Below are 18,791 nucleotides of genomic sequence, written 5' to 3'. Positions count from 1 at the left end.
GGATAGGGAGTCCCAAGCCCATTGCACAAGCTTGGAACTTTCATTTGTGCTTGTTTTGATTTGATTTGATTTGATTTGTTTTTTTAGTCGTATATTACTTCGTATACGATTATTGCGCTTCCGTCGAAGGGTCCTCCAATACTTTCAGGGCTTTTGTATACTACTTCGAATTTGTCGTATATTACGTCTCCTACTTCTGGTTCGTTGTCTCCTGGACTGACTCCTTCTGGGAACGCGAGGTTGTAGTATGTTGTGTTTTCAAGTGTTTCTGGAACATTAGGTTCTTCCATTCCTTCTTGCCAAACTATCGACCATGGTACTTGTTGTGATATACTGTCTTGTCCTTCTGGCCAGTCGTCTACGTAGTCTTCTGGGTTTACGTCGGCTACTGTTGCCACTGCACTTGTTTTTCCACCATACATTGTATCCGGCACTAATACACCGAGTCCTTTGTTTCCAACTATGTAGTCTACTTCTTCATCACGGTCTTCGGACCAATCGACCAACATTTGATGTGCTTCCTCTATATCTTTGGACATATAGAAGTCGGCTGCATCATCTACGTTCCATTGGGTGTTGTCGGTGAAGGCACCTACATCACCAAGAGCTTTTAATGGGAATCCATAGTCCCACCATGTCATTACATGGTCATCCGGAGTGAAGTCTTCTGACCCGCTCATGTGGTCAAAGGTGGATATCCAAGCCCCGTTGTTCTCTTGGTATATTGTTGAGGGATATTGCCGTACTTCACCATCTGAGATCGGTACCGAAACAAACGATACGGCGAATATAAATAGGACTACCACTCCGACTTTTATCGCGTCAAACCGTTTAACTTGGCCCCATCGACGGGACATCTCCTTACGTATGTCTTTAAGTCCGATAAACTCCACCAATCCAACTACCATTGCTGCGGCAACAGGTGGGATGAAGTATAGGTAGAGCGGTAGGAACCTATGAGCCCAGAACATCATTATAAAGGTCAACAGTATGAATGTGAATTCAAACACCCTTTCAGTTCTGAAATCACTGTAGATTTTGTAGCCGGTGTAAAGAATTGGACCGATAAACACCAGAGGCAGTAAAAAGGTTCCCCAATGTCCAAAATGATTATAGAGTGGTGTTAAACCGGCTTCAAACCCGGTTCCAAAAGTAGGTTGTAACTCAGCTACTGTACCCCAAACGCCTTCACCACTAATCAACCCGAAACCACTGACACCTATTGGAATTATTCCATACCAAACCAACAACGCTCCAGCGAAAATAACTCCAGCAATACTTGTTGTAACGTAATTTCTGAATCTAAGTCCATCCCCAACGAAATCTAGTTTTTCAGACCACTCAGGCAGTTTAGCTGCAATATACGGCAACAAGACAAGTGGAGCGACCAACAAGGTCTCTTCACCTGGGAACGAGAGTGTGTGGAAATAAGATATAATCGGATATGCAACTAATATCCCTAATAACGAGTAGGTGTCTTCTTTTTTCACCTTGTTAAACCAAGACCCTACCAACACATATATCGCTATCGCAAAAGCGGTGTAAGCGAAAATCGAGTTAAATCCTGCCCAAAACAAACCAAAAAGACCCATCGCTACACCAGCACCTAACCCCCACTGCACTCTACCACGAACTGTACTCTGCCTAAACGATTTAACCAACAATAACAAGATCAATGGATAGAACAAAGCGATATGTGGATTTGTGTCGTAAGCTCCAGCCCTACCAACCTCAATAAGATGTGGAAAAACAAGAGTTAACAACGCCGCTACAATACCAACCTTTTCATTGTACAGCTCTGTTCCAAGACCCCAATATACAACAGGTATTAAAGCAGTGAATATAACCGGGCCAAGAATAACGATATCCATAACACTTACCGACGTAAAGAAATTTACAAACTCGGTAATCAACGCCGGAACTGCATGGGTTAAAGGAGGATACCCAACACTACGAAGAGCTCCCTCAGGCCCTGGATACATCATTAAATCATGAACGGCATAACTCCAATTCTCAAACCAATACTCCGACAATAAATAGTGTTGGAATGGATCAAATTTCTGCAACCTATCCAAAGTACCCATACTGATACGCATCCACGTACCAACCACTATAGCGAAAATCACCGTAATAATGGAGACAATCCTCGTATAATCTCCCTCAGCCAATTTTTGTTGAAACGTTTTTTCTTTCTTAGACTCATCCACCATATGCTGAAAACCCCAGTTGTACTTTTTACATCAAACCGATCTACCAGACATATCCCAAACAATCAACCCTACCACCAAAACAACAAACACAAACCAACATACACCAAACTAGATCAAATCAGGCCAAATTGAATAACCTTAATTAAATTGGTTTTAATGTTCTGTTGAATTTAGTTGGGTTAGTTTATATCAATTGGGTTTATTTACATTAAATTAGGTTGATTTACATTAAATTAAATTATTAATTGTGAGGTTAAGGTAAGGGAGATTAGGTTGGATCGAATTAATTTTGGTTTGTTTGTAAGTTGTTTTTTAGATTGTTTTATTTGTTTTAGTGTTATAATATAGTTTATTGTTGGGTTTTATTTTGTGGTTGTTTAATCGTTTTTGTGTGGGTTTGTGTTATTTTCCACGTCTTAGGTAATCGAAGATACGTCTGTGGTATCTTTTTTGTTCCATTTCTATTGTTTTTTCGTCGCTTGCTTCCCTTATATCGTGTACTGTGTAGAGAGATTTTGGATCGTGTTTTTTTATTGTTTTTATTATTTCTTCTAGTTCTTTTCGTTTTATATGTATGTATAGTATCTCGATTTTGTCTCCATTTGATGTTGCCGGTATCTTGGTTACTTTGTATCCTTTTCTGTATAGTTTGTTGGACATTTCATCTGCTTTGTCTGTCGTTAAGACCCGTATCAGTAGGTCTCCTATAGCCAAACGATCCTCTAGAACAATTCCAACATAACTTCCAGTTGCGAAACCACCAGCATATGCTATGTAGTTTATTGGATCTGTTAGATTTGCCATTATCTGGCCAATAGCAAGTAACCAGATTAATATCTCGAAAAAACCTATAAACGCAGCTAGAAATTTTATTCCCCTAACAACGAATATCGTTCTTATTGTAGCCATACTGACATCGAGGACCCTAGCTGTGAAAATCAATAAAGGCAATATAACCAAACTAAAAAACTCTGACTCAATCAAAACAATCTCTCACTAAACTGAATTCAAAAACTAAATTATAAACTGAATTAAAATTTAATTTAATTTAATTATATTTAGATGGATGGATGTTGGTATATCTATATCGGTTTTAAAAGGTAATGAAGGGGTTTTTGTTTTGTTGTGTTTTTTGATAGAAAAATTTTTAGAGGAGTGGCACTTCATTTTAAGGGATGCATATAAAGAAATGTCCCGTCCATGGTTATTTTAGAGGTGATTCCTGCGGTTGTGGGGATGAGGGAGAGTTGTTTATGTCTGAGGATAAGGTTACTGCGTTGGGTAAGATTGTTTCTGGTTCTCTCAGACATTTTCCACGTGATATAGGGGTTGAGTTGGATGATGATGGCTGGGCCTCTTTAGATAATTTGTATAGTTCTATTAGTAGGAGAAACCGGTATAACTGGCTTGAGAAACAGCATATCGAGGTTCTTGTTCAGACCGATGAAAAGGGTAGGTATGAGATTAGGGATGGGGAGATTAGAGCTACATATGGCCATACGGTTGATGTGGATCCAGAACTACCGATGGTTGAAGCTCCTGAAGAACTTTATTATGGTAGTAGTGAGGAGGAAGCAGGTAGGGTTCTTGAAATAGGTTTGAAGCCTGCGGATAAAGTTAAGGTCCATCTCAGTGAAGAAAAAGAGTCGGCCCTACAGGTTGCAAGTTCATCAACAGACAACCCCATATTGATAATAGTTAGGAGCAGGGAAGCTCAGGTAAGCGATGTAGATATTCGTAAGGCGGCTAAAGGTGTATGGGTAGCAGATGAAATACCACCAGCATACCTCGAAGTAAAACAAGATATCGACCTAAGATAGAAACCATAATTTAGAAGTTGTATATCAGGTTTTTAGTTTAGATTTTTAATCTAAATCTAGATAGTATATACATTGATTATACATTGATATTGGTTGTGGTTGTATTGGTTTGGATTTCTCTCTTTATGTTTAGGTAGGTTTAAAGAGGTTTCCATTAGGTATATGGTGTTTTGTGATTATATATTGGGGTATGAGGGCTCTTACGATAGGTAGGTATCAACCGTTTCATAAAGGCCATATGAATGTTATATGGGAGATTAGTGATGTAGTTGATGAGATTGTGATTGGTATTGGTAGTGCCCAAATTAGTCATGAACTTGATAATCCATTTACTGCTGGTGAGAGGGTTGCTATGATTCGACGGACCCTTGAGTTGAATGGATTTAAAGGGATGTCTTATATAATTCCTATTGAAGATATTCAGAGAAATTCTATTTGGACTTCACATCTCGAGTCGATGACCCCGCCTTTTGATATTGTTTATAGTAATAACCCTCTTGTTGTTAGGTTATGTAAAGAGGAAGGATATGAGGTGCGTCATCCACCTTTATTTAAACGTGATGAATATTCTGGAACTGAGATTAGAAGACGTATGATTGAGGATGAGAGATGGACACATTTGGTTCCGGAGGGAACACTTGAAGTTATTGATGAGGTTGACGGTGTTCAGAGACTTAAAGACATTGTCAGGGAAGAAGACTCATATGGAAGGAAAGCAGAGTTGTAAAAAACCTTAAGTCGGTCTGTGGTTGTTTTGTTAGTTATCGATGGTTCTTATGGGGAGGGTGGTGGCCAGGTAGTTAGAACCGCATTGGCTATGTCAACTGTTTTACAAAAACCATTTAGATTAGAGAATATTCGGGCTGGCAGGTCTAAACCAGGTTTATCCCATCAACACCTAAGTTGTGTAGAATTAATGAAAAGGCTAACCGATGCCAGGGTTGTTGGAGATACCTTGAGGTCTACAGAACTATTTTTCGAACCCAAAAAAACCCCTAGCGGAGAGGTTGAGATAGATATAGGAACCGCTGGAAGTGTATCCCTGTTGATACAGTGTGTTGTGCCAACTCTCCATGTAGCGAGCGAGTTAAAAATTGTTGCAGTCGGTGGAACCGATGTTAAATGGGCACCCCCAATAGATTACTTGAAACACGTAACAAAACCAGTTTTAAGCCAGTTCGGTATCGAGTTTGATTTAGATTTAATTAAAAGAGGTTATTATCCGAAAGGCGGTGGAAAAATATCATTAACCACCAGAGATCTGACCTTAAATTCAAAATCCATCGATTGTAAAAAACCCCAAAAAATCAAGGGAGTTTCACATTGCGGAAACCTACCACGACACATAGCCATACGACAAGCACAGACAGCAACTAAAAAACTCAAGAAAATAGGATTACCAACCGAAATCGAAATAGAAACATGCGATGTGTTAGGTAAAGGCTCTGGCATCGTAGTTTGGAGCCAAAATGGATGTCGTTACGCCGGAAGTTCACTAGGCAAACCCGGAAAACCAGCAGAAAAAGTAGGGGAAGAAGCAGCTATAGAACTGATAAAACAAATCAAAACAGAAGGAGACATCGATAAATACTGTGCCGACCAGTTAATACCAACCTTATCACTAGCCGGTGGAAACTACACAACAACCGAAATAACGATGCATACAAAAACAAACGCATGGCTAGTAAACCAATTCAATGAAAAAAACAAAATAAAAATACACGAAAACCAGAAACCACCAAAAATAACAACCCAAACACCTACAAACCCTAAAAAATAGTGCACACACTATAAACCAACAAACTTATTTCAATTTTGTTTGATTTAATGTATTGTTTTTTTTGGGTTTTGGGTGGGGGTTAGGGTTGTTTTAGTTTGTTACTATGCTTAGTATGTCTCCGTCTTTTAGTTGGTGGTCTTTACCGACTTGTTGGCCGTCGTGTTTTGCTGAGTTGCCCCATACTTTTGCGTATCTGAATTTTTCCTCGAACTCTCTATGTAGCTTTCTTGATACGTCTTTTACGGTTGCGTTTTGGTCTACAACTATTGGGTCTTCCATGTCGGGTTCGCCACGTTGGGGTTTTAGGTAGATTCTTTTTATGTCGAGTTTTTCTAGAATTTTGTCTTTCAGGTATTCTAGGTTTATTTCTTGTTCAGCTGATATGTAGATACGTCCTTCGCTGTCTTCTTTTATGTTTTTTTGTGTTTCATCTACTTTGTTTACTATTGTGAGTGATGGCATGTAGACTCTGTTTCCTGATATTCCGTCTATTAAACGGTCTAAATCGAATTTTTCTCTTAGTATAACTGTTGCGTTTATTACTTTGTATTCTTTGAGAATTGCTTTTATTGTGTCTTCATCGAGGTCTTGTTCGACTGAACTGACTATGTCGATGCCGCCTTTGTCTTTTTTTTCGATTTCAATTTTAGGTGGTTTTTTATCTAATCGTATGCCGGCGTCATACAGTTCCTGTTTGATTTTGGTTATATGCTCCATTCTATGAACATCTGTGGTGATTAACACCAGGTCGCAGTTTCTAACTACCGATAGAACTCTTCGTCCTCGACCTCTATCTGTTGAAGCGCCTTCGATTAAACCAGGGACATCCAGTATCTGTATGTTGCAGCCTTTATGTTTAAGCATACCTGGGATTACATCTAAGGTTGTGAAGTCGTAAGAAGCAATTTCAGATTCAGCTCCTGTTAATTTAGATAATAAAGTAGATTTACCGACGGAGGGGAAACCGACCAGTACAGCGGTTCGGTCACCACTTTTCTGAACATCGTATCCCTCTCCGCCTTTAGAACCAGAACTTTGTTTCTCAAGTTTCTCCTTTAAATTAGCAACCTTTGCTTTAAGTTTCCCGATATGCTTTGAAGTTGCTTTGTTATATGGAGTGCTTTGAATTTCATCCTCAAGCTCTTCAATCTCTTGTCTAATAGATTCAGTCATCTTCTACAGATTGTTTCCGTCCTCACACTCAATAAACCTTACCGTATTCCACATCGTTATATTTCATAAAATCGATGTAGTTGGATATCGATTTATCATATTTCTAGTTTTTTGTTAGTACATGTATGGGTCGGATCCTCCATCGAAATGTTCATCGTTGTACATGTCGTCTTCATATCCAATTGTTATTCCTGGGTCGTTGAGTTTTTCTTTTTGGCATTCTTCGATTTCGTCGATTATGTCTTCAAACTCTGGTGTGTCATTTTGTTCCTCACTACATAGATTACATGCCCTTTCAGAAAGGGTGCATCCTTGTCTTATACAACTGGCACATTTCTCGACAATGCATTCTACACATGAGTCGGTTGGTGTGTTTTTTTGTTTGATCATTTCCATCTATTCTCCCCCCTTTCTTTTGAGGGTGATTCAATTAATATACTAACTCAAATATAAAGTTTTTGGATACAAAATCATTCTAAAACACTCTAAATCAAAACTAAAGGAATTAAAACTACTATTAATTTATATTAAAGGTTATAAAAATTTTTTTAGGACAGTGAAAATTAGGTATAAAATTAAAACCAATATGTATAACAATAACCAATCCAACAAAATATTTTAAGTAGACACTCAGCATCTAATCGAACTGAGTAGGATCTATAAAAGCTCTATATGTTACCTATTAATAAAAAAAATCGATGAAAAAAATGGTATTAAATAATATAAAACATCAGGAAAAAATGAGGGAAATAGTTTTTTCCCAATGTTATTTCTACCTTTGTGGAGTAATCGGTTAAAACATTGGTATTCCTGTGAATACCGACATCAACAATGGTGTTATGAAGGCCTCGATTATTCCTGCGACTGCAAACAGTGGGAACAATCCTACTAAAGCTATCATCATAGTTTCAATCTGGTTGCCAAGCTCCTCTATTTCAATGTTGTTCCCTATATAGTTTTTGAAGCTGATACCTATTTTTAGACCCATGGCTGCTGCTATGGCTATTGCTGGGATTTCTACAACTCCATGAGGTAGTATTCCGACTAAGAAGAAACCGAGGTCGTCTATTAATGCGCCCACGATACCTACGATGCCGCCGTTTAGTAATAACGCTCCGATTGTAGGTAGTCCGAATACTATTCCACTGAATGCGATTCCGATGGCTACTGTCCAGTTATGGAACATTAGGTATAGGAATAGGCTGGCGAAAGCGCCATTTAATCCTAAATCAACTTGCTGAGGTATCTCCATTTCAGGTAGTCCGAACGGTATTAATCCACCTAAGTACCAACCACCGAATACCCCTATCATGAATATAGCTATTGAAACACCAAACAACCCGATCTGGTTTTTTGTAAAACCAACAAACGTTGACCATGATTTAAGGAAACCATTTTTGATCCAAGGCCAGTACTCGGCATTGAACTGCTCTACCTTATCAAAACCCTTGTATGCGGTGTACAAACGGATTTTAAGTATTAGGAACATTGGTAGAACAACGAGTAACATGAATATGCTTACAAAACTTTCGATTGGAATTCTGAACAGGAATGTGAACAACTGGCTCAAGATACCTATGACAATCATTACCGCTACAAACAGTACTATAAACCCGATAACTTCAAGCAGATTATACCTAACAAACTGTGCGCTCCGCTTTAAACCACCAAATACACCAACGTCGTCTACAACTATGGCTTCCGGTGAAAACAGGAAGAAAACGATAAATCCAACCAAAAATGCTAGTAGGACAAATAAACCAACTAAAATACCTAACACGAGACTGATTTGACCAAAAACAAAAGGCAACAACAAGCCTACGAAAATCAAGGCTAACCCAAAGATATGTAGTAAAAACAATCTTTTGAAGTATGTTACCGCGCCTTTCAAACCAACGGATACATTAACTTTATCACTTACAAACGTTTCTTTAACAAGCTCTACAAAACCACCCATTATCAAGGAATATCCAGCTATATTAGCGATTATTGATACAACAACAGTAAGTCCAAACAGAGCTAGAAAACCTGTTTGAGCCAACAAGGTCTCTATAAACAATGTAAACTCTTCTTCAACCAATAAATCGATGAACGTACCTAACCCTTCAGTGAAATGTAAATATGAAAATGCTGTACCAAAACCAAGAACTGCCAATAGCTGTACAACTATATTAAGACCTAAAATGAACGCTAGGAAAGGAACAATCTTAGTGATATAACGCCTGAAAACCCATACACTCTCTCTTATATTAAACTCAAAATCCACATTACTCAATATAACTCACCTCATTTTCTAGGACACCAACGCCATCTACTTCAACCTCAACAACATCCCCGTCACTTAAACGACCTACACCAGGTGGAGTACCAGTAGATATAACATCACCCTTCTCCAAAGTCATAACGCTAGAAAGGTCCATGATAATTTCTTCTATACTAAATATAAAGTTGGTGATGTCCGACTCCTGTTCCACAACCCCATTAACCCTGCATACAACACTAGCGTCCTCCGGTACACTGTCAACAACACACGGACCTATAGGACAGAAACTATCAAAACCCTTCGACCTAACCCACTGTAACTCATTTTCCTGAACATCCCTCGCAGTAACGTCATTCAAACAGGTGAAACCAGCTATAACATCACCCACCTCCCCACTTGAAACATTTTTACATCGCTCCCCAACAACAACCGCTAACTCCGCTTCATAATCAACACGACCAACCTCAGAAGGAACCAAAATCCGTTCCCCATCACCAATCACACTGGAGGGGGGTTTATAAAAAAACACAGGCCTATCTGGAACATCCATAGATAACTCCCTAGCATGGTCAACATAATTCAAACCAACACAAACAACCTTAGAAGGATGATCGGGAAAACCAAAACCAAGATCGCTGATAAAAATACCTCCAAAACAAATTCTTTCCAAAACAACAAAACAATTTCCTTAGAAACAATACCCCTACCTACAGCACTGGCTTCAAACCAAAAAAGAAAAAACAATAGAATATATCTCCAATATGCTTTGATACAAATAGATATAAAAACAAAGCACAAATAAGAGAAATAAAGAGAAAACTACAGTATTGAATACGTTGTATAACCAGTTTTCTATCAAAAAAGATAAAAAGATATAGAATCTATCAGATATGCCATGCTAAAAAGACTTGCATCGGAGCTTAGAAATTTTCCAGGGGTCACTCGTAAAAACCCTATAGGCCCGTTGGTTGAGAAGTTCGCAGACCATCCTGAAAACGTTATAGCTTCATTTGGAGAGGATGCTGCAGTTATAGAAGTAGGAGATGAGGGATTGGTTTTCGCAGCAGATGGAATCTGGGACAAACTAATGAGAGCAGATCCATTTTGGGCAGGATATTGCTCAGTACTTGTCAACACACACGACATAGCTGCAATGGGTGGAACCCCACTGGCAATGGTAAGCATCTGCAGTACATCAAACGAAGGAATCTGCAACAGGCTTGTTGAAGGCATAAACACAGGAATGGATAAACTCAACGTACCAATGGTTGGAGGCCATACAAACCCTGATTGTGAATACAACGCAATCGACGTAGCAATTATGGGTACAATAGACCTAGACCACGTTATATATAGTACAACAGCAAACCCAGGAGACGACATAGTCGTAGGCATCGACCTAGAAGGCCGAGTACACCCATCATTCCAATATAACTACGATACAACAACGATGAAAGACAAAGAGATACTTTTAAAACAACTTGGTTCTATGGAGAAACTGGCTCAACAAAACCTGGTTACAGCCGGTAAAGACATAAGCAATCCAGGAATGGTTGGAACCGCAGGAATGATGATCGAGACATGCAACCAAGGAGCAGAGATCGATATAAACAGCATACCAAAACCCAAAAACATAGACATGATAGACTGGATCAAAATGTATCCAGGAATGGGTTTCGTTGTAACAACACCACCAGAAAAAACAGAAAAAGCAATAGAGGTATTCGAAAAATCAAACCTAACAAGCAAAAAAATAGGCAAAGTACGTGACCACAGAAAACTCATAATCAAAGATAGAGACAAAAAAGAAACCATATTCAACTTCGAAAAAGACAAAATAACCGGAATCTCCTGCAGAAAACCAAAAAAACAACACAGATAAAAAGAAACCAGGCCATGGTTATGTTAAAACATTGTAGAGCCATATAGATCTATATAGGTTTGGTAATGTTTGGAAACCAACCCGGCTCTATAACCGGAATCTAAACAGTAGAATGGTAGTTTTATCTACTTGGTTTTTTTAGGATTGGTTGTTTGTTTTTTAGTTTGTTTTAAGTGTTTTTGTGTTGTATTGTTTTTTGATGGCTATGAGGTTAAGTGATTTATATAGTTTAGTTGAGCAGGGTAGTGTTAAGGTGGCTGTTGGAGCAGGTTGTGAGAGAGAGGACTATACTAGTAAGGTTGTTGAGTCGGCTAGAGAGTTATCTGGTTTGGTTGATGTGGTTGTTGTTGGGTCTGAAGGCTGGGGTTCTGTTGATGTTGATTTTGTTGAATCGGATTGTCCTGAGGAATGTTTGGTTGGTTTGTTGAGGGATGGTGAGGTTGATGCTGTTGTTAGGGGTACTTTGGGTGCTGAGAAAACACTTGGTTCTGTTAAAAAGATGTTTGGTTTTGAGTCTTTGTATAGGGTTGCGGTTCTTGAGACCCTTCATCCATTGGATAAGGTTTTTTTACTTGCTCCTGTTGGTATCGATGAAGGTGAAACTGTTGGTGAGAAGGTTAAGTTTGGTTTGTATGCAACTCAATTGATGGATAGGCTTGGTATGTCTGGTGGTGTGGCAGTTTTGTCTGGGGGTCGTTTTGAAGACTATGGTAGGAGTGAGCGGGTTGATTTTACTTTAAATCAAGCAGAAAAAGTTACTGAGAGGTTGGAGCGTGAAGGGGTTGATGTTGAAAACCACCAAATATTGATTGAGGATGCGATAAAGACGGCAGATATGATAATCCCGCCAGATGGTATTAATGGAAACCTTGTTTTCAGGACATTGACTTTTTTGGGTGATGGAAAGGCTGTTGGCGCTCCAATAATGAATTTAGATAAAACATATATCGATACTTCAAGGGCCAGTGAGAATTATGAAGACGCTATAGTGTTGGCTGCAGCCCTTGCAATGTCTGATTAAAAAAAATGGAGTTTTAATATGACTAAGAGAGTAACAATTGTGTTGGATGAAGAGTCACAACATCTGTTAGAGACTCTTAAACAGGATTTTGAGGAGAATCAGAGTGAAGTGGTTAGAAACGCTCTTAAGTTTTATTCAGAAAATAAGGAGTTTGTGGATAGCTACGGTGAAGACCGGCTTAAGTTCTATGCGAACATGCTGTTCAAGGGCGAGCATGTGATACTGGATATGGATCACTGGATACTTTTCTTAAAATACTTGAGGGATATTCCTGATGACAGTGGGTTCTGGAAAGACCTTGAGTTGGTGGCAGAATCTCATGCTGAACAGTTAGGTGACACGATAACCGATCCGAAAGAATATTTAGAGAGGATAGAGGCCTGTAACTTCTTTAAGTTGAATCAGACTTCACCTAAAGAGTTTACATTGATTTTGAATAGTAATGAAAGCAAGGAATTTATAAAACAGTTGATAAAGAACACACTGATTGGTATGGGGTATGATGTAACGGTTAGTGAGGGTTTCTCTAAGTTGAGAGTGAGTTTGGAGTGATGTCTTATTTGTGTTTTTTCATGATTGTGGTTTTTTTGGGAACAATAATTTAAATTAATTGTTAGGTTATATAGTGTGCGCCGGGAGAGTATGTTTGTAGCTAGCTGGGTCTCACTGGCTTATCAGGATTGTGTTTCAGGGTTTTTGCTCGCTCTCCACAATAATTGGTGTTTATGATGTCTAGTTTGAAAAGAAATGATGTGTTAGGAACGATTAATAGAGGTAATCCGTGTGAATCAGGTCTCTGCACCCTTTGCAGGGCTGATTGTAAAGGTAAGTGCGAGGTATGGATGTCGTCTTTAAAAGGCCGTAAGATGCTGTATCCAAGAGATTTTGGAGACATTACTGCTGGGTCTCGTAATCTAAGTCCTCAGGGAGTTGGATACCATTCGCTGCGTGTTAAAGGATATGCTTATGGTTCTGAGGGACGGCCTGAAGGAATTTCTGATAGCGCTGATGACTGTCTTTATACGAACGTTGATGTTGAAACCGAGTTTGGTAGTGAGATTAAGACAAAGTGTAAGGTTCCTTTAATGACCGGTGCGTTAGGCTCTACTGCTATCGCTGCTAAGTATTGGAGGTCGCTTGCGATTGGAGCTGCTGTTAATGGTTTTCCGATCGTTATCGGGGAGAATGTTGTTGGTGTTGACCAGGATGCTGAGTTGGAGAACGGTAAGGTTGTAGATGCTCCCGAGCTTGACAGGCGTATTGAGACGTATTATGAGTTTGCTGACGATGAATATGGTGGTTTGTTTATACAGCTCAATGTAGAGGATATGCGTAACGGGGTTGCTGAGTATATCGCTGAAAAACATGGTAATGATGTGATTATCGAGGTAAAGTGGGGTCAGGGAGCTAAGAGCATTGGTGGTGAGATACAGGTTGATAGTTTGGACTATGCTAAATTCCTGCGTAACAGGGGTTATGTTGTCGATCCAGACCCCAATGTGGAAGCTAATGAAGAGAGCTTTAAGCAGGGTGGTATAGATGGTTTCGCTCGACATAGCCGTCTTGGAGCTACCGATGCACCTAGTTTCGAAGAATTGAAGGAACAGTTCATGGATAGAATCGATTATTTAAGAAGTCTTGGGTTCAAGAGGCTTTCTTTAAAGACTGGTGCTTATGGAATGCGTGACCTTGCTGCTTCTATCAAACTGGCTTCTGAAGCTGAATTGGATCTATTGACGATCGATGGTGCTGGAGGGGGTACTGGAATGAGTCCTTGGAACATGATGGAGCATTGGGGTGTTCCTTCCTTGGTGTTGCATAACAAGGCTCATGAGTATGCTAAGATTCTTGATGACCAGGATCTGTTCGTTCCAGACCTCAGTTTTGCTGGTGGTTTTGCAAGAGAAGACCATCTGTTCAAGGCTTTAGCTCTTGGCTCGCCATATGTAAAACTTGTATGTATGGGTAGGGCTTTGATGATTCCAAGTTTCTTAGGCTCTAACATCGAGGGTGTTTTAAGGCCGGAGCGTAAGGAAGAGTTGAATGGTAATTGGGATAGTCTACCGAAGACTGTGAAAGATGTTGGTGAAACACCTGAAAGTATGTTTGCTGGTTGGTACGACGTTGTTAACCATGTTGGTGAGGATAGGATGGATGAACTGCCGTACGGTGCAGTAGCGCTGTGGAACTTGGTTGATAAGTTGAAAGGTGGTTTACAGCAGTTGATGGCTGGCTCCAGAAACTTCAGTTTGGACAGTGTTTCTAGAGATGATTTGATGGCTGCTAACAGGGAGACAGAGAAAGCGGTTGGAATCAAGTATATGGGTGAAGCCGATGATGAGAAAGCTAAAGAGATTTTGATTGGTTGATTGTCTCTGCGGACCTGCATTTCTGTGGGTCTTTATTTTTTTCTTTTTTTTCTGGGTTTTTGCGATATTTTTAAATAAGATAAATTTCTTAATTTCTGTTTAGAAGTGTATTGTAGTTTTTTCTGGGTTATCGGTGTTTATTCCGGTTGTTTTGTTGTTTATTCCGGTTGTGTTGGGGGTTTTGAATTGAATGATGTTGAGAGGTGTTCTGAATGTGGTGGAAAGCTTATCTCTGAGGATAATGAGGTTAGGTGTGAGAGCTGTGGACTTGTTGTTGATGAGGAGTTGATTGATTCTGGGCCTGACTGGAGGGCTTTTTCTTATGATGATGAAAAGGAGAAGTCGCATGTAGGGCTTCCCTCAAGTGTCACTAAACATGACAAGGGGTTGAGTACTGAGATTGGTTTTAAGGATAGGTATGGTAAGGAGTTGTCACCGGAGAAGAAATCTCAGTTTAATAGGTTGAGGAGGCTTCAGCTTCAGAGTAGAAGGTCTTCTGGTAAGGAGAGGAGTTTGAGTACTGGGCTTCAAGAGATGCATAGGATGGTTAGTCAGCTTAATATCTCTAAGGATGTTCATGAGGTTGCTGCTGTTTTCTATAAGACTGCTTCCGATAAAGGGTTGATGAAGGGCCGTAGTATTGAAGCTATGGTTGCTGCAACTATTTATATTGCATCTAGGTTTTATGAGCTACCTAGGACATTGGAGGAGTTGTCTGATGCTGCTAGGGTGTCTAAGAAGGAGGTTGCTAGGGCTGAGCGTTATCTGGTTGACGAGCTTGATATTAATTTGAAACCCGCGTCTCCAGTTGATTATGTACCTAGGTTTGTTAGTGAGCTTGGTTTGGGTAAGGAGGTTGAAAACCGTATTGTTGAGGTGATTGAGTTGGCTAGTGAACGTAGTTTGTTGAGTGGGAGATCTCCGGTTAGTATTGCTGCAGCGGCTACATATCTGGTTGCAAAGATAATGGATAAAAAGGTTACTCAAAGCAGTATAAGTGAGGTATCCGGTGTTAGCGAGGTAACTATAAGAAATCGTTATCAGGAGATTGAGGAAGAAATGGATCTCTAATTTTGTTTTTTTTATTATATTTTGATCACCATATTTTATTGTTGATTTATAGGTTTTTTTGTTCATTTTATCTTGTTTTTCATTTTTTTATTTGTGTTTTTGTTGTGTCAAAAAAAACTATTAGTTACTTTTGGTTACTTTTATCTGTGTTTTTTCGTAAATTTTTTATATATGTAGGTATATTTTAGTTACACAAGGTTACTCATGGGTTAGGGGTTAAACTTGAAAAACCAAAAAAACACACTAAACATCCTCGGCAACAAAAACCGAAGAAAAATACTAGAAATGCTCGCAGAAAAACCAATGTACGTAACAGAAATCTCAAAAAAACTAGAAACAGGTAGAAAAGCAGTCATCGAACACCTCCAAATACTCGAAAACCACGAACTGATCAAACCATACAAAAAAGGCAACAGAAAATACTACAAAATCAACAAAACCCTAATGCTACAAATAATAATCACACAAAACACAACCCAAATCCAAATCGAAGACCTAGAAATGACACAAAACGACATAAACCAAGCAAGAACAACCTTCCCAGAAATCGAACGCATGGAACGAAAAAAATACGAAATAAACCAAGACTTCCGCCAAATACTCACACTAATCAGAGAAATCGAAGAACAATGCCAAAAAATCAAAAAAACAGAAAAACGCCTCTACCAACTAATAGACGAACTAATGCACACAGGCCAACAAATAGTCAACAAAAAAGTCACAAACCAAAAAGAAAAAGACATACTCCTAGAAATGATGAAAGAAGGACAAGTAAGACCCGAAGAACTCTCAAAACGCCTAAACCTCGAAATAGACGACATATACGAAGCAGTAAAAAACCTAAGAGAAAAAAACATCCTATAAAACCCCAAAAAACCCCACCAAACCCAAACCCAAACCAAAACAAAAAAAATTAAATCAAAATTAAAAACCAAAAAAGGTGTAAAAATGCCCAATAAAACCATAAAACTAAGAGTAGCAGAAGCAAGACATCGAGACGCCGGAAGAGGCATAGCAAGAGTCTCAACAGAAGTAATGCAAAAACTCAACCTAACCAGCGGAGACATAATCCAAATAGACGGAAAAGGAACAGCCACAGCAGTCGTATGGCCAGGCTACCCAAACGACCCAAACGACGCAATAAGAATCGACGGAAGCGTCCGAAACAACGCAGGAGCCGGAATAGGAGACAAAGTAGAAGTCAAAAAAGTAAACGCACAAAAAGCCAAAAAAATCGCAATCGCCCCAACAGAAGAAATAAACCTCAGAATCTCATCAGACGGAGTCCGCAAAATACTAGAAGGAAGACCAATCTCAAAAGGACAAAAAATAAGAGTAGAATTCTTCGGAAGAGCAATAAACTACAAAGTAGTGCAAACCGACCCAGCAGGAACAGTAATCGCAGACAGCAACACAAAAATCCAGATAAACGACAAACCAGTCGAAGAAGTCGAAGAAGTACCACAAGTAACATACGAAGACATAGGAGGCCTAGAAAAAGAACTCAGAAAAGTCCGAGAAATGATAGAACTACCAATGAAAAAACCAGAACTATTCCAAAGACTAGGAATAGAACCACCAAAAGGAGTCCTACTACACGGCCCACCAGGAACAGGAAAAACACTAATCGCAAAAGCAGTAGCAAACGAAACCGACGCCCACTTCATAAGCCTAGGCGGACCAGAAATAATGAGCAAATACTACGGAGAAAGCGAAAAACAACTAAGAGAACTATTCGAAGAAGCCAAAGAAAACTCACCCTCAATAATATTCATAGACGAACTCGACTCAATCGCACCAAAAAGAGAAGAAGTAAGCGGCGAAGTAGAAAGAAGAGTCGTAGCACAACTACTATCCCTAATGGACGGCCTTGAAGCCAGAGGAGAAGTAGTAGTCATCGCAACAACAAACCAAATAAACCTAATAGACCCAGCACTAAGACGACCCGGACGATTCGACCGAGAAATCGAAATAGGAGTACCAGACCGAGACGGAAGAAGAGAAATATTCGAAGTACACACACGAAGCATGCCACTAGCCGAAAACATAAACCTAGACGAATTCGCAGACAGAACCTACGGATTCGTAGGAGCCGACATAGAATCACTAACAAAAGAATCAGCAATGAACGCACTACGCCGAATACTACCAGAAATAGACATAGACGCAGACGAAATACCACAAAAAGTAATCGACGAACTAGAAGTCGAGAAAAAAGACTTCGAACAAGCACACAAAGAAATAGAGCCCTCAGCAATGAGAGAAGTATTCGTAGAAATACCAGACATAACATGGAAAGACGTCGGAGGCCTAGAAGAAATAAAAACACAACTAAGAGAAGCAGTCGAATGGCCAATGACATACCCCGAAGCATTCCAAAAAATAGACACCCAACCACCAAGAGGAATCGTACTACACGGCCCACCAGGAACAGGAAAAACACTACTCGCAAAAGCAGTAGCAAACGAATCAGACGCAAACTTCATCTCAGTAAAAGGACCCGAACTACTCAGCAAATGGGTAGGAGAATCAGAAAAAGCAGTAAGAGAAACATTCAGAAAAGCAAAACAATCAGCACCCACAATAATATTCTTCGACGAAATCGACAGCATAACACCAAGACGAGGAGGAATGTCCGGAGACAGCCAAGTAACAGAAAGAGTAATAAGCCAAATGCTAACAGAACTCGACGGACTCGAAGAAAGAGGAGAAGTAGTAGTAATAGCAGCAACAAACAGACCCGACCTAATAGACCCAGCACTACTCCGACAAGGAAGACTAGAAAAACACATAGAAGTAGGACCACCAGACCAAGAAGCCAGAAAAGAAATATTCAAAGTACACACCCAAAACAAACCAACCGCCAAAAACATAGACACAGAAAAACTAGCCAAAAAAACAGACGGATACGTAGGATCCGACATAGAAGGCGTATGCAAAGAAGCATCAATGATAGCCCTAAGAGAAAAAGTAAAACAAGGAATGACAAGAGAAGAAGCCAAAAAAGCAATCCAAAACATAAAAATAACCAAAAACCACTTCGAACAAGCACTAGAAAAAGTCAGATCCTCAAAAGACCGAGGAGAAATCGAACAATACCAAAAAATATCAAAAGACTTCCAAGCAAAAAGAGAAGAAAAAATCGAAGAACCAAGCATAATCTAAAACAAAAAAAAAGGGAGGGCAAACACAAAACCCCTCC

At 39.5% G+C, this 18,791-nt stretch carries 16 protein-coding genes; 10 read left to right on the top strand and 6 right to left on the bottom strand.

Translation table 11 applies throughout. The features are described 5' to 3' along the window. Positions 1–83: 83 nt before the first annotated feature. Complete coding sequence (locus AMET1_RS04325) at positions 84–2,210, bottom strand: STT3 domain-containing protein (RefSeq protein WP_086637242.1); 2,127 nt, start codon at positions 2,208–2,210, stop codon at positions 84–86. Positions 2,211–2,612: 402 nt separating this feature from the next. After that, on the bottom strand, positions 2,613–3,194 hold the full coding sequence (locus AMET1_RS04320; RefSeq protein WP_161490763.1) for a DUF2179 domain-containing protein: 582 nt from the start codon (positions 3,192–3,194) through the stop codon (positions 2,613–2,615). A 269-nt stretch (positions 3,195–3,463) separates the two neighbouring features. Here AMET1_RS04320 and AMET1_RS04315 point away from each other — a divergent pair, with 269 nt between their 5' ends. From AMET1_RS04315 to rtcA, 3 genes are all read left to right on the top strand, one after another. Then, on the top strand, positions 3,464–4,030 hold the full coding sequence (locus AMET1_RS04315) for an RNA 2'-phosphotransferase (RefSeq protein ID WP_161490762.1): 567 nt from the start codon (positions 3,464–3,466) through the stop codon (positions 4,028–4,030). 190 nt (positions 4,031–4,220) lie between these two features. Beyond that, complete coding sequence (locus AMET1_RS04310) at positions 4,221–4,757, top strand: nicotinamide-nucleotide adenylyltransferase (RefSeq protein WP_086637387.1); 537 nt, start codon at positions 4,221–4,223, stop codon at positions 4,755–4,757. Positions 4,758–4,784: 27 nt separating this feature from the next. After that, a complete protein-coding gene (gene rtcA / locus AMET1_RS04305; RefSeq protein WP_161490761.1) occupies positions 4,785–5,810 on the top strand; it encodes an RNA 3'-terminal phosphate cyclase in 1,026 nt (341 codons plus the stop codon). Positions 5,811–5,900: 90 nt separating this feature from the next. On the opposite strand, the gene AMET1_RS04300 is transcribed toward rtcA, so the two are convergent. The 4 genes from AMET1_RS04300 to AMET1_RS04285 form a co-directional block, all read right to left on the bottom strand. After that, positions 5,901–6,983, bottom strand: coding sequence for an OBG GTPase family GTP-binding protein (locus AMET1_RS04300; protein WP_086637238.1), 1,083 nt, complete (start codon positions 6,981–6,983; stop codon positions 5,901–5,903). A 114-nt stretch (positions 6,984–7,097) separates the two neighbouring features. Beyond that, positions 7,098–7,379 (bottom strand): hypothetical protein, encoded by a 282-nt coding sequence (locus tag AMET1_RS04295; RefSeq protein WP_086637237.1) that lies wholly within the window; start codon positions 7,377–7,379, stop codon positions 7,098–7,100. 397 nt (positions 7,380–7,776) lie between these two features. Further along, complete coding sequence (locus tag AMET1_RS04290; protein WP_236629438.1) at positions 7,777–9,249, bottom strand: stage II sporulation protein M; 1,473 nt, start codon at positions 9,247–9,249, stop codon at positions 7,777–7,779. Between the two features lies 1 nt (position 9,250). Next, complete coding sequence (locus AMET1_RS04285) at positions 9,251–9,916, bottom strand: fumarylacetoacetate hydrolase family protein (protein ID WP_086637235.1); 666 nt, start codon at positions 9,914–9,916, stop codon at positions 9,251–9,253. A gap of 225 nt (positions 9,917–10,141) precedes the next feature. Between AMET1_RS04285 and AMET1_RS04280 the strand changes: the two genes are divergently transcribed. From AMET1_RS04280 to AMET1_RS04250, 7 genes are all read left to right on the top strand, one after another. Further along, complete coding sequence (locus AMET1_RS04280; RefSeq protein WP_086637234.1) at positions 10,142–11,128, top strand: methanogenesis marker 2 protein; 987 nt, start codon at positions 10,142–10,144, stop codon at positions 11,126–11,128. A gap of 199 nt (positions 11,129–11,327) precedes the next feature. Beyond that, complete coding sequence (gene mtxX, locus AMET1_RS04275; protein ID WP_086637233.1) at positions 11,328–12,149, top strand: methanogenesis marker protein Mmp4/MtxX; 822 nt, start codon at positions 11,328–11,330, stop codon at positions 12,147–12,149. Positions 12,150–12,167: 18 nt separating this feature from the next. Further along, positions 12,168–12,701 carry a hypothetical protein gene (locus AMET1_RS04270; RefSeq protein WP_086637232.1) on the top strand — a complete coding sequence of 178 codons (534 nt, stop codon included), beginning with the start codon at positions 12,168–12,170 and terminating at the stop codon, positions 12,699–12,701. Positions 12,702–12,874: 173 nt separating this feature from the next. Further along, positions 12,875–14,518, top strand: a complete 1,644-nt coding sequence (locus AMET1_RS04265) for a glutamate synthase-related protein (protein WP_086637231.1) — start codon at positions 12,875–12,877, stop codon at positions 14,516–14,518. Between the two features lie 186 nt (positions 14,519–14,704). Further along, positions 14,705–15,589 (top strand): transcription initiation factor IIB, encoded by an 885-nt coding sequence (locus AMET1_RS04260; RefSeq protein ID WP_161490760.1) that lies wholly within the window; start codon positions 14,705–14,707, stop codon positions 15,587–15,589. 222 nt (positions 15,590–15,811) lie between these two features. Further along, positions 15,812–16,453 (top strand): ArsR/SmtB family transcription factor, encoded by a 642-nt coding sequence (locus AMET1_RS04255; RefSeq protein WP_086637229.1) that lies wholly within the window; start codon positions 15,812–15,814, stop codon positions 16,451–16,453. Between the two features lie 84 nt (positions 16,454–16,537). Further along, positions 16,538–18,754: a CDC48 family AAA ATPase gene (locus AMET1_RS04250; protein WP_086637228.1), complete on the top strand. Its 2,217-nt coding sequence runs from the start codon at positions 16,538–16,540 to the stop codon at positions 18,752–18,754. Positions 18,755–18,791 lie beyond the last annotated feature (37 nt).

This window comes from Methanonatronarchaeum thermophilum, from assembly GCF_002153915.1.
Taxonomy (GTDB): Archaea; Halobacteriota; Methanonatronarchaeia; order Methanonatronarchaeales; family Methanonatronarchaeaceae; genus Methanonatronarchaeum; species Methanonatronarchaeum thermophilum.
Note: the sequence above shows the minus strand (reverse complement) of the source record. Positions and strands in the feature narration are given on the sequence as shown.